Origin of the sequence: Salinigranum marinum, from assembly GCF_024228675.1 — an archaeon.
Lineage (GTDB): Archaea > Halobacteriota > Halobacteria > Halobacteriales > Haloferacaceae > Salinigranum > Salinigranum marinum.
Map to the genome: position 1 here is coordinate 1,089,838 of NZ_CP100461.1, position 12,058 is coordinate 1,101,895.

Below are 12,058 nucleotides of genomic sequence, written 5' to 3' on the forward strand. Positions count from 1 at the left end.
CGGGCGATAAACGTATGGCTCCCGCGTGTCCGACCTCGAACGCCACTGTTGCCCCGACAGCGCGCTCGGTACCGTGCCGGTCGACGCTGGAGAGTCGGTCGGACGACCGTGCGCATCCAAACCTTGGTATTGGTCGGCGTCGTGGCCTCGGCTACCGATGACAGACCACGAGACGGACGACGCGGGCGGGCAGGGACGCCGACTGGTGAGCGGCTGGCAGGGCCGGTTCTACGAGGACTTCGCCGTCGGCGACGTGTACAAACACCCCTACGGACGCACCGTGACCGAGACCGACAACGTCTGGTTCACGAACGTGACGATGAACCTCAACCCGATGCACTTCAACGAGGCGTACGCCGCCGAGACCGAGTTCGGCGAGCGACTCGTCGACGGCACGTTCGTCATCGCGCTCGTCGTGGGAATGAGCGTCATCGACGTCTCCGCGAACGCCACCGCGAACCTGGGGTACGACGACGTCCGCCACCACGCGCCGGTGTACCACGGCGACACGCTGTTCGCCGAAAGCGAGGTGCTGGAGAAACGCGAGTCCTCCTCGCGCGACCACGTCGGCATCGTCACCACCGAACTGCGGGCGTACAATCAAGACGACACGAAAGTGCTCTCCCTCGAACGGACGCCGATGGTGCTCAAGCGCGAGCACGCCCGGCCCTCGCCCGCGCGACCGACGGGGTGGCCCGATGGGATCGGGACACAGCCCGAAGACCTCGAAGGGGAGTGAGTCGGGTCGGTACCACTGCCGGGTGTCCTCGTTCGTATCGGAGTCGGGAGTTTATCATCGGTGGTCCCCCGACGCCGATGAACGGCGATCTCCCGACGCGGATGAACGGCGGCCGGCCGATGAGCGTCGCCCGGTTCAGTCGACCTGCGCCTCGATGGCCTCGACGACGACGTCGAGTCCCGCTTCGGCCTGTTCGTGCGTCATGACGAGCGAGGGCAACAGCCGGAGGACGTTACCGTGGCGGCCCGCAGTCCAGACGAGGACGCCGCGCTCGTAACAGTACGTCTGAATGTCTTCGACCATTCCCTTCGCTGCTTTCGACGGTTCGCCCTCGCCGTCGAGGAACTCCGCGCCGATGAACAGCCCTCGCCCCCTGACTTCGGCGAGGTGGTCGTTGCCGGCTTCGCGGAGTCGGCCTCTGATGTAGTCGCCGAGTTCCCCGGCGTGGGCGAGCAGGTCGTGGGACTCGATGTAGTCGATCGCCGCGACGCCGCCGCGCATCGCCGGCACGTTCCCGCGGAAGGTCCCGATGTGGCCGCCCGGACCCCAGGTATCGTACTCCTCGTGATACATCATCGCGCCGATCGGGAGGCCGGCACCGCCGATCCCCTTCGCCATCGTCATCGCGTCGGGGGTGACTCCGTGCCACTCGGCGGCCCACCACTCGCCGGTCCGCCCGAAGCCCGACTGGATCTCGTCGAAGATCAGCATGACGTCGTTGTCGTCGGCGATGTCGCGCAAGCCCTGGAGGAAGCCGGCCGGTGGAACGACGACGCCACCTTCGCCCTGGATCGGTTCGACCCAGATGGCCGCGGGCTTCTCCTGGCCCGCGTAGGGGTCTTCGACCGCGACCTGCACCCGTTCGAGCGCCCGGCCACACGAGAGGTCGCCACAGCAGTCGGCCGCGGGACAGACCGCACGCGCGTTCTCCGCGTCGGCGTTTCCGCGCTCGCGGAGCGGGTACGGGTACGGCATGTGGGTCACGTCGGGCAGCATCGGGTCGTACCCCTCCGTGTAGCTCCGTCCGCCAGTGAGGCTCAACGCGCCCGCCGTGGCACCGTGGTACGACCCCTCGAACGCCATCATCGCGGTGCGACCGGTGTTGTGTTTGGCGAGTTTGATCGACCCCTCGATCGCGTCGCTCCCGCTGGGACCGCCGAAGACGATCTTGTTGTGATCCTTCAGGCCGTCAGGGGCGATGTCGTTCAGTCGTTCGATGAACTCCAGTCGCGCCTCGGTCGGGAAGTCGATCGTGTGGACGATCTTCTCGGTTTGCTCGTGGACCGCGTCGAGAACGTAAGGGTTCGAGTGGCCGACGTTGAGGACGCCGATGCCGGCGAAGAAGTCGAGAAAGACGTTGCCGTCGACGTCGCGGATGGTCGCCCCTCGCGCCTCCTCGAGCGCGATCGGGACGCTTCGCGGGTACGCGACCGCGCTCGAGTCGACCTCGCGCTGTCGCGCGAGCAGCGCCTCGGAGTTCGGGCCCGGGATCGGCGTCGTCACGGAGGGTGCGTCGGCGAAGTGCAGGTCCTGGATCGGTGGTCCGGCTGTCATACGCGATTTGTCGGCAACGGCGCTCAAATAAGTTTGGCATGGGTGGCACGAGCATGCCACGATCCGACCAGCCGTCACGCCGGCTCGACCCCGACTACTCGGCAAAGAGCGGGCGATCCGCCGTCTCCGACGGCGTGTCCCGGTCTCGATGCCGGACTCCCGAGTGCGCGCGCGACCCACCTGAAGGCAGGCACGTGGCCAAATAATCGGTTGGCTGGCGGTTTCTATCGACTAAAATCACACTGTGCTAAACCCCCGAGAGAGCAAATGGAACAGCCAGTACAGGAAGCCAGCGTAACTCAGCCGAAAACAAGGGGTACAGAACAGTGCCGCCGCTCAGTAGTCAGCGGGCACGGGGAGACGTGAGCTAGTCGGGCGGGTCAAGACCGTAGAACTTCTTCGCCACCGTCAAGAACTGATTCGCGTCCACACGCGGCGAATACGTCGCATTCTCGCCCTCGATAGCGAGCTTTACCAACAAGTCCACAAGACGCCAGACATTGTACAAGACGCACGCGAACGCGAAATTGAAGAACCGATACGTGTGGCGTTTGCTCGTCGTACGGACACGAAACGTCTTGATTTGCTTATAGCCGTTCTCGATACCCCAGCGGTGGCGGTACCGGCGAACCATCCGCTCCACCATGTGGATGCGCTCTTTCTCGCTATCTCCCTCATCTATCGTCACGCTGGGATGGTTAGTTTCGAACAGCACGTACGCCTGTACGTCTTCGTCGTTCCCGGGGGTTGGCTTGTTCGCCTCGTCATCCCGAACTTCATCTACGACTGACCCGAACCCATGCCGGTCGTCGTCTTCCTCAAGGCCGATACCGAGGTCGGCGAGTTCTTCGCGCATCTCCTCCCGGATACTCGGCCTCTCCTCATCGGATTCTCGGGGCTCTTCCGTGTCCTCTGTCTCGGGAGTGGTGTCCTTGCTGGACGGGAGAAACATTTGCTTACGGTTCGGGCCATCCTCAACGCGGTTCTCTTCGATATGAACCGTCTTCCCTGCCCGACGAAGCCGCGTACACGTCGCTCTCTCGGACTGGAACTTCCGTGCGCCGTTCAGGTAGTAGACACCATGCTTCTCACACGCGTCCTTCACACCCTTCTTGTCGAACTCTCTGTCCATCATCACGAGTTCGATATCGTCCACGAGGTCGAGTGCGTTGTCCAGCAGACTGTCCACGATATCAGCTCGCTTCATCCCACGCTTGACCGGAACCGCATCAAGAACAAGTGGGATATCATAGCCTACAATCTGGATAGTCGCCCACTGATAATACACCTCGCCATCCTTGTAGCCGAGAAGCCAGTCTTCGGTGATGCGGTTGTCCTCGCCGCGCTCAATTTGGCCAGTCCACGGGTTTCCTTTCGTGATGTCGATGGCCGCCCAGAGTTTTCCGACGAGCTCTGCATTATGCCGAGCGCGGGCGATGAGCATCCGCGTGGCTTCGTGGAGCATTGAGCGAATTTCTTCGACAGTGAGCTTCCCCATCTGGTAACGGTGATTCGACGCACTGGGCGTTCGGTCACGTTGAGAATCGATGAAGAAGGAGTGCTGACCACTCTGGGCGTACATATTCTCCCGCATCCCCATGTAGGCATGCTGCTCCCAGAACGCATTCTCGTGAATCGACGTATTCTCAGCCCGCTTCAAGTAGAACGTATCTGTGACGAACGGTTTGGCCTGTTGCCAGACCTCTTCCGTTTTCTCTGTGATGAGACGGGTTTCCGACCGCTTGCTTGTCGCGGCGGTCGCCTCCGGTTGGAACACCTCGTCTGGAGCAGGGATGTTGTTCTCACGTGCGACACGCACCACCTCTTTAGCAACTACACGACAGAACGCCTTCGTCGTCTCAGGGAACGAATCTGTCCACAACTCCCAGAGTCGAGATTGTTTTGGCGGGGCTGGCTGAATCACATCGCTATCGGTCGTTTCAACAAACCCGTATTGGACTGCCATCTCAGGGTGTTGCTGGAAGTACCGTTCAAGACGCGTCTCTCGCCACCCCATCACTTCACGCAGGATATGTGCCCGTAGTAAGGGTGGTAGCCCCGTGTAGTTGTAATGCCACCTTGCGCGGGTATCAGGCACCGCAGAACTGAACTCAAGGGCCGCTACGAGGTCTTTGACACTGTCGTTCTCCTCCTCGTGCTTACCGTACCACAGGCTGGCTCGGAGAGGTGAAGGGGTTTCGCCTATTGATATGTAGATATCGTGGGCAATATCAAACGGGTAATCAGGGAGTTGGTGACGCCAAATATCGGCCCCACGAGAAAGCCCCACCCAGTGCTGGCTCTCATCGGAGGGGGCGGTGGTTGGTGGGTCCGAGGCGTCGTCTGACATTGGCTTTCTGGCTTGCCGAGGCTAGGTTTGATTCAAACCTAATCTTCGGCGTGTGGCTTCCACTTCTTCCACTTCAGATACCACTATGACCGGCACGATTGATAGGTAGGAAGCCAGAACCTGAGTTCGACCAGAACCCGCTGTAACAGCAAGTTACAGTATGTATAGAATCTGAGTTTGATTAGAACCTAAGTTCATATCTTATCAACCTCGGGCGAGCGATTCCCAGTTGATGTCCCTCTCTATCGAGGATTACCTCTTCAAAGACTCCGCAATCAACGTTCTATGCGAACTTGACCCGGAAGGGTCCCGCTTGGACGAACTCGACGAAAGGTGTCCAACATCGAGAAGCACGATTAGTGAGGTACTGGGGCAGGGGCGAATGCTGGGTCTCCTCGAACAATACGCAATAACAGGGCCAGAGGGTCAATTGGGGTGGCGGTTTACGCCGAAGGGAGCAACGCTTCGGCTGGTACTGGAAGATATGGGTACGACAGGGGCCTACAAAGACTACAAATCTGCGAAAGCACGGTATGAAAAACACGTCGGGCAGGCCCGCCACAGAATCTTCGAGAATCTCGAAGGACTAGAAAACGCAGAGGCAAACGAGAACAGCTTAGAGCGTCTTCTCGACCGTTACAAACAGGTCGAAGAAACAGACGACGAGAAATGACAGACAAACACTTGCCGCACTGACCTTTACGTCGCCGATTCAGCCATCGGGGGGACTGAGATTCTTCATTCGGAAGTCTGATTTCGGAACGTACCGCCCAGCGAGGACGGCGAGCTCACGTGTCCGCTCGATGTCGGCGAGGTTGTGCAACAACAACGGAACCCAATCGCCGTCTCGGTGCGTTTGCACGGCACTTGCGCTGTCGTCGAACGGGTCACAGTCGTCCTTCCCGATTAGCGCGTCGTACACGCCTACGAGGTCGCTGACATCGCCCGTGTCGAACCGGTCCACCATGTCCATCGTGTCCGCGTACGCTACGTCAGGGAACGGCCATGATACGTCTCGGCGGAGGCACGCACTCCGGATGAACGGAAGGTCGAAGCCGCCCCGCCACCGCTCGCCATTGTACGCAGTGAGGTAATGGCGGTCTCCGTCGATGGTTCGGGTTGCGAAGTCCTCCAACCCGGTCAAGAGGTGCTCTTCGTCTTGAAAGACGGACACACGGACGTTCGAGCCGGATTCATGCTCAACCTCGGTTGAGAGTCGAGTGGCGTCGGCTTCACGCCCAGTGGTGTTTAGTGCGAGCCACGAGCCCATATCTGTGGTCAGGCCTGCGACTGTGACGACCGACCCCGGTTCTAATCCCGAGGTCTCGATGTCGAACGCAATGGGACTGAGATTACCCATACGAGTATCCAGAACGAATCCGATAGTAAGCAAAGGCGTGTCATTTCCACACTTCCAATAGAGCGTCTGAGCCCCTCGCCACGGTCCAGAAATCCTCGTCCGTACCCCGCTGAAGCAACTCTTTTAGCGCGATGTAGTGAGGTGTAGGTATGGGAAATCTTGTGGAAATCTCCCCAGCGATTGCTCTCCGGCTACACGAAATCACGCCCTCGGATGAACAGACTCTCGTTCGTATCGGACCTGAACGACCCGACATCAGGCGACCTCGCGTCTTCCATGTCCCTGTATCGACCCCGAACGCTGGGGAGACCGTTGTTGTTGGATATCTCTTTGAGGCGGCAGGTGAGTCAAAGGCGTTCGAGTGTCTCCTCTCCAAGTACGATAATGACTGGGAGACCGTTGGGTGTCAGAAAATAGCCGAACTGATTCACGAGGCAGCTATGGGTGTCTCTGTCGATACAGGTGAACGAACGCCTATTGAATTCGATGGTCCGGAGACCACTGTCGACCGGATTCTTTCCGAGTTGGAAGGGTTCGGCGGTGAATTGGAAATCCTTCGATAGCACGGCCACTACCCTCCCACAGAGCGAGTCGGAGACAATTGGAAGAATTGGAAACCACCCACTTCCACTTATTACGTTGGAATCAGAATACCGACAATATGATTCAAGATGCACGGGTGCTCCAGCCGGAGTTTGTCCCCAAGGACATCGTGCATCGAACCCATCAGGTCAACACGCTTTCCGCGGCTCTCGACCCCGTTACCGACGGGGAACAAGGGGAAACGTCACTCTTGTACGGCCCATCGGGGACCGGAAAGACCTGCATTGCCCGGTACCTCACCGAGAAACTCCACGAGAGCGTCATTGACCTCACCACCCAGTACGTCAACTGCTGGGAGGACTACTCACGCTTCAAGACGCTCTACCGGATACTCGATGGGATTGGTCGGACCATGAACGTGCATCGTCAGTCCACGCCGAAAGACGAGCTCCTCGAACGTCTACGAGAATACAACGATGCGCCCTATGTCGTCATCCTCGACGAAGTCGACCAACTGGAAGACAAGAGCGTCCTCTATGAACTGAACCGGACACCGAATCTTACGCTGATTCTCATCGCTAATCAGGAACAAGAACTCTTCGAACCGCTGTCTCCCCGTGTTTCCAGCCGACTGAGGGCAGCAAGCCGAATTGAATTTGCACGGTACGGCACCGACGAACTCATCGGTATTCTTGAACCTCGTGTTCGTTGGGGGCTACACGAAGACGCGATAACGCACGCGCAATTGAAACTGATTGCTGAAACTGCGGCAGGTGATGCACGAGTCGGACTTGAAGTCTTGCGAGTGGCGGCACGTCAGGCCGAGCACCAAGGTCTCGATACAATTCCCGACGAGGTGATTCGTGAGGCGGTACCGGAAGCAGAATCGGAAATCCGGAAGCGAAACGTCGACGTTCTGACTGAGCATCAGCGAGTGCTCTACGAAATCATCACGGACTACGGAGAAATCCAACCAAGCGACCTGTATGCGGAGTACCGTAACCGCGTTGACGACCCGAAGTCAGATAGGATGGTTCGGAACTACCTCAGGAAGATGGAGCGGTACAATCTCGTTCGCGCTGAGGGCCAGAACCGCGGGCGCACTTATCACTCAGTCGCGTAGCAATTGTCCATTTACTGCGTGATGTATGAGGGATTCACGGAGTTCTTCAGTGTAGTCTCTTACCTGTACTGCATTCGTCTCTGAGCCTTCTGTATGACCGGTCGCTCGGTCCAGCAAGTTCACGATATGCTCCTGTTCATCCAGAGGTGGCTTTGGAATCGTGAATGAGAGCAAGTCTGATTTGCTAATGCGCGGCTGATTAGCCCCTTTCATCAGTGATTCTGCCTGTCTCCAGACGGTTGGAGACCGAAGAAAGTACGCAATGTATTGCTTAAGGAACCCTTCCTTCGGTTCCAGAACTAGAAGTTCGCTTGATGCAACTCCCTCGAAGTCGGGGCACACCACTTTGTTGAGATATGGTCGAAGTTTGCAGTAAAGGATGTCACCGGGTCCGAACTGCCGCTTACTTGAACCAATTTCTGACCCGACCACCTGCTTTGTTCCAATGATACGCCCCGTGTGAGACTCTACATCTTCGAGGTCAAGAAGAGTGAACTCTTTATCTGGCGTGTCGCTTGGTGTCGTTAGGTTCGATTTGTACTCAACCGCTTCCCTCAATTCGCACGCCCCCCAGTCATCTGGAGTCGCTATATCACCTGTTTGGAAGTGCGAGATTGCACGAACAAGTTCGCTGACGTTATTTTGTAACCCGTCAACGTGTCGTTGAAGGTCGTCGACCACACTATCTGGAGGACGAGGAACGCTCGGAGGGGCATCCGTGTATGAGGAATAATTAAGAGCGTAGTTTTCGGATTTGACATCATCTATTGATACCTGAAACGCCCACTCGCTTTCCTCTCGCGAGGCCGAATGATAGAATTCTTCAAATCTCCTGAAGTGGTCCTCTGTCAGCGGATTTGCTTTATTGATAGGTTCTTCAGTGCTTCGGAGGTCGTAGTACCACACATTCTCCGTTCCACCTGAGTCTCGGTTGAAGAACAGAACATTTGTGTCAACAGGTGTATACGGGGCGAACGTGTTCTGTGGCAGGACAAGAATCGTATGGAGGTTGTAATTCTCCAATAAGAACTTCCGATGTTGCTCAGCATCGTCATTGAACAGTACGCCTTCTGGAACGATGACCGCCGCACGCCCTTCATCATTTAGTCGACCCATTATGTGTTGAAGGAAGAGGAATTCAATCGCCCGAGGATTCTTGAAGCGAATCTGTTCGTTGCTATCGAGGTTTTTGTTGTACCCCGGGCCGAACGGCGGATTTGCGATGATTACGTCGAACTCGTTATCGATATCCTCGTCATCGTACGTGGTCGGCTTGAGCGAGTCTGCCTGTTTGATTGTAGTAGGTCGGATGTCGTGGAGAATCATGTTCATCAAGCCCAGTCTACGCGTCTGGGGAACCAGCTCTACGCCAGTTACACCACTGGAGAAGTCCGCCACCTCGTCGAAGGAATAGTCCGCGAACGAGTCAGTCTCCTCGTAGACGTGTCGAAACGCGGTTGTAATGAACCCGCATGTCCCCGACGCAGGGTCATGAATCGTCTCACCAAAATCCGGGTCAATCGCTTGGACCATCGTGCGGATGAGCGGCCTCGGTGTGAAGTATTGACCCAACCCACTCTTGGATTCCTTTGCGTATCGGCCAAGAAGTTCCTCATATGCCGCTCCTAGTGTATCGGGGTCGAGCGTGTTTCCCTCCCAGAAGGGCATCGCCTCAATTTCGTAAACAACGCGCTTGAAATTCGAAGAACTCTGAAACTTGTTCGTCACTCCTTCATATGCTTCCGAGAAAAAATCCCCATCGTTCCTCAACGCAACAAGAACGTCATTATAATATTCAAATACCTCCTCGTACTCGTGTCCTTCCTCATAATCGAGAGCATTACTGTCGATTCGGAACGTACGGTCAAGTGACTCAACGTTCGAAAGAATATCATCCCATCGAGTCCCCCGCGGTAGTTCCGACTGGAGGTCTGTCAGGCGGTCACTCTCTTTGACCGATTTGAGGAAGAGGAGTGCTGTGAGCTGTTCGATATAGTCCCCGATGAAGACACCATCGTCCTTCAGCGGGTCACACGCTTTCCAAAACGCTTCACGTGCCTCCCGCTCATCTGCTGTACTCATTAGTTCCGCAGTCAAAGAATCCGATTAAACCCATTTCCTCAATACGCCGGTTGGAGCAACTCGCCACGAATCCGTTCTAACACGTCAACCAAAGCCTCGTCAGAACCGAAGGCATCTGCGGCCGACTGCCACCCACCAGCATCCACAAGCTGGGGATGCGTGAAGTGAATCCGCGTTAGTGCCGTCTCTTCGACCGATGTTCGCTTGACGAGTATGCGTAGCCACCAACGTTCCTCGTCGGAAACCGACTCTTGTTCCGTCAATCGTTCTACAGCTGCCTCCTCGCGGTCTTCCGGCGTGGAGATGACCTTGCGGGGTGAGACCCCCCAATAGATGAAATCGATGAGTTCGGACTGCTCGCTACCGAACACGCGCCGGAGGCGGTCCAGTGAAAACTTCTCTTCCTGCGCCTCAAGCACTTCCTCTGCATCAGCTATCTGTTCCTCAGTCGTTGGTCGTGTCGTATCCGCAATCGCTGCTATAACGGTATCGTCGTTGAGAGCATCCTGAACGAAATCCATGAATCGGAGTTGGTAGGCCTCATACGGGAGAATCTCTTTCCGGGTGCGAATGAATCGAGTGTTCTCAACGACCTCGTCCAAATCGTTGACAATGACCAACTCCGACTCGGGTGGGTTTCCACCGCCTTCAGTCGGGTCACCGTCTGTCGGGTCATTCGGAGGCCACGTCTCAGTATTGAACGGTGGAACTGCCGCGAAGTATTCGCTTGCACCGACGCAATCGTATATAGTGAAGTGGGTCTTTCCATCGTACTGGCGCGTCCCCCGGCCCATCATCTGATTGTAGAGAACGGGGGTCTGGACGGGACGGAGGAGAATGATATTGTTGAGTGCGCGGATATCGACACCGGTGGTGAGCATATCGACCGTGACGAGAATCCGAGGGTTGGTGTGACGGTCGCGGAAGTTCTGCAGTACCGTGTCCTGATTGCGGCGTTTCGAAGTTAACCAGTCAACCTCGTCCTTGTTGAATACGGTTCGGAAGTCCTTGACAACCTCTTCTGCATGGGCTTGACTGACTGCGAACACCAGTGCCAAGTCCTTCGGTCCAGAATTCTGTTTATATATCTCTGCAACTTTTCTATGAGTGTCCTTCGGGTGAAATGACCGTCCGAGCGTGTCCGCTGAGTGGAAAACTCCATCTTTGTCCTCGATACCCTCCATTGTGATTCGTGTTCGAATACGGTGCATATCGAACGGAGCAACGTACCCATCTTCCACACCACGTTCGTATCCATATCGTGCCGCGACCTTCCCTTCGAAGCGGGCAACAGTTCGCTTCGTCGGGGTTGCTGTCAGTCCGATTTCGAACGCATCGAAGAGGTTGAGAACTGCACCGTAGCCATCGTTCTTGTAAATCGACCGGTGGCACTCGTCAGTCACAATGACATCGAAATCGCCAATCCGAAGCTCGAAATCGTCGCGTTCGGTGAGCGTGTACATTTTCTGGAGCGTCGTGACGACTACATCGGCTTTTCGAAGGTCTGAATCATCCTCCTCAAGATTCGTCACGACGAACTCATCGGCAAGGGTCTGGCCCGAGGGGGTCTTATACGAGCAGAACGACCCGTGTGCTTGGTTTGCCAACGCTCGCGTGTCTGGAATAAAGAGGACGCGTGTCGCGAGACCGCTTCGAAGCAACCGATAAACAGAGGCGATTGCTGTTCTGGTCTTCCCCGTCCCGGTGGCCATGTGAATTAGTGCTGCCATCCGACCGTCCGCAAGTTGCGCTTCAATTGCCTCTACAGCGTCTTTCTGATAATATCGGAGACCAGAGTCTGTCGTCTCCACGGGATTGTCTGAGAGCCATTCGAGCCCCTTCGTGTAGTCCTTCGATAGGAGCCGTTCAAGCTCGTCGGGAGAGAAGAACTGTGAGAGTTCTCGTTCGCGAAACGTGTTCGGACGGAGGTCGCGGAACCGGATTTCCGACCCGTTCGTGGCTGCCGCAAAGGGAACGTGTCCGAATTCAGCAGGTCCGGGAAGGTCAAGTGCGTACTCTTCAGATTGCTCAAGTGGCGCGTATGCACTTTCGTCGAGCGGTTTCGCTTCGAGAGTCATGGCCTCGATGCCCTGTAGATAGAATACGTAGTCGCAGCGAATTCCGCTCTCTGTGATGACTTCAGTTCGATACCCTGTGTCATCAGTGTCTGTGTCGTCTATTCGGTCCCATCCGGCGTCAGCAAGCTTAGAGTCGATAATCTGTCTGGCTTCGTGTTCGGGGCCGTCGGACGGGGGTTTCATGTGACAGTTGACTCGTAGCGAGCCTATTGCCCTTCCTTCGACCTCA

The 12,058-nt window shown here is 56.7% G+C and carries 9 protein-coding genes; 4 read left to right on the forward strand and 5 right to left on the reverse strand.

Annotation, left to right across the window (positions count from 1 at the left end; all coding sequences use genetic code 11):
* Nucleotides 1–157 precede the first annotated feature (157 nt).
* On the forward strand, nucleotides 158–739 hold the full coding sequence (locus NKJ07_RS05335; RefSeq protein WP_318569550.1) for a MaoC family dehydratase: 582 nt from the start codon (nucleotides 158–160) through the stop codon (nucleotides 737–739).
* A gap of 135 nt (nucleotides 740–874) precedes the next feature.
* On the opposite strand, the gene NKJ07_RS05340 is transcribed toward NKJ07_RS05335, so the two are convergent.
* Both NKJ07_RS05340 and NKJ07_RS05345 read right to left on the reverse strand, forming a co-directional pair.
* Nucleotides 875–2,293, reverse strand: coding sequence for an aspartate aminotransferase family protein (locus tag NKJ07_RS05340; RefSeq protein ID WP_318569551.1), 1,419 nt, complete (start codon nucleotides 2,291–2,293; stop codon nucleotides 875–877).
* Nucleotides 2,294–2,660: 367 nt separating this feature from the next.
* Nucleotides 2,661–4,643, reverse strand: a complete 1,983-nt coding sequence (locus NKJ07_RS05345) for a transposase (RefSeq protein ID WP_318569552.1) — start codon at nucleotides 4,641–4,643, stop codon at nucleotides 2,661–2,663.
* A 232-nt stretch (nucleotides 4,644–4,875) separates the two neighbouring features.
* Here NKJ07_RS05345 and NKJ07_RS05350 point away from each other — a divergent pair, with 232 nt between their 5' ends.
* Entirely contained in the window at nucleotides 4,876–5,316 is a 441-nt protein-coding gene (locus NKJ07_RS05350) for a hypothetical protein (RefSeq protein WP_318569553.1), read from the forward strand.
* Between the two features lie 39 nt (nucleotides 5,317–5,355).
* Here the strand turns inward: NKJ07_RS05350 and NKJ07_RS05355 are convergent, their stop codons facing one another.
* The gene (locus NKJ07_RS05355) at nucleotides 5,356–6,003 is read right to left on the reverse strand and encodes a hypothetical protein (protein ID WP_318569554.1); all 648 of its coding nucleotides are present in this window, start codon (nucleotides 6,001–6,003) and stop codon (nucleotides 5,356–5,358) included.
* Nucleotides 6,004–6,152: 149 nt separating this feature from the next.
* Here NKJ07_RS05355 and NKJ07_RS05360 point away from each other — a divergent pair, with 149 nt between their 5' ends.
* Both NKJ07_RS05360 and NKJ07_RS05365 read left to right on the forward strand, forming a co-directional pair.
* The gene (locus NKJ07_RS05360) at nucleotides 6,153–6,566 is read left to right on the forward strand and encodes a hypothetical protein (RefSeq protein WP_318569555.1); all 414 of its coding nucleotides are present in this window, start codon (nucleotides 6,153–6,155) and stop codon (nucleotides 6,564–6,566) included.
* A gap of 98 nt (nucleotides 6,567–6,664) precedes the next feature.
* On the forward strand, nucleotides 6,665–7,669 hold the full coding sequence (locus tag NKJ07_RS05365; protein ID WP_318569556.1) for a Cdc6/Cdc18 family protein: 1,005 nt from the start codon (nucleotides 6,665–6,667) through the stop codon (nucleotides 7,667–7,669).
* On the opposite strand, the gene NKJ07_RS05370 is transcribed toward NKJ07_RS05365, so the two are convergent.
* A complete protein-coding gene (locus NKJ07_RS05370) occupies nucleotides 7,658–9,751 on the reverse strand; it encodes an N-6 DNA methylase (RefSeq protein WP_318569557.1) in 2,094 nt (697 codons plus the stop codon). The genes NKJ07_RS05365 and NKJ07_RS05370 overlap by 12 nt on opposite strands.
* A 38-nt stretch (nucleotides 9,752–9,789) precedes the next feature.
* A complete protein-coding gene (locus NKJ07_RS05375; RefSeq protein ID WP_318569558.1) occupies nucleotides 9,790–12,012 on the reverse strand; it encodes a DEAD/DEAH box helicase family protein in 2,223 nt (740 codons plus the stop codon).
* Between the last annotated feature and the right edge of the window lie 46 nt (nucleotides 12,013–12,058).

Coding starts and splice junctions, on each gene's coding strand:
- NKJ07_RS05335 (WP_318569550.1), top strand. CDS start 158: ATGACAGACCACGAGACGGACGACGCGGGCGGGCAGGGACGCCGACTG.
- NKJ07_RS05340 (WP_318569551.1), bottom strand. CDS start 2,293: ATGACAGCCGGACCACCGATCCAGGACCTGCACTTCGCCGACGCACCC.
- NKJ07_RS05345 (WP_318569552.1), bottom strand. CDS start 4,643: ATGTCAGACGACGCCTCGGACCCACCAACCACCGCCCCCTCCGATGAG.
- NKJ07_RS05350 (WP_318569553.1), top strand. CDS start 4,876: ATGTCCCTCTCTATCGAGGATTACCTCTTCAAAGACTCCGCAATCAAC.
- NKJ07_RS05355 (WP_318569554.1), bottom strand. CDS start 6,003: ATGGGTAATCTCAGTCCCATTGCGTTCGACATCGAGACCTCGGGATTA.
- NKJ07_RS05360 (WP_318569555.1), top strand. CDS start 6,153: ATGGGAAATCTTGTGGAAATCTCCCCAGCGATTGCTCTCCGGCTACAC.
- NKJ07_RS05365 (WP_318569556.1), top strand. CDS start 6,665: ATGATTCAAGATGCACGGGTGCTCCAGCCGGAGTTTGTCCCCAAGGAC.
- NKJ07_RS05370 (WP_318569557.1), bottom strand. CDS start 9,751: ATGAGTACAGCAGATGAGCGGGAGGCACGTGAAGCGTTTTGGAAAGCG.
- NKJ07_RS05375 (WP_318569558.1), bottom strand. CDS start 12,012: ATGAAACCCCCGTCCGACGGCCCCGAACACGAAGCCAGACAGATTATC.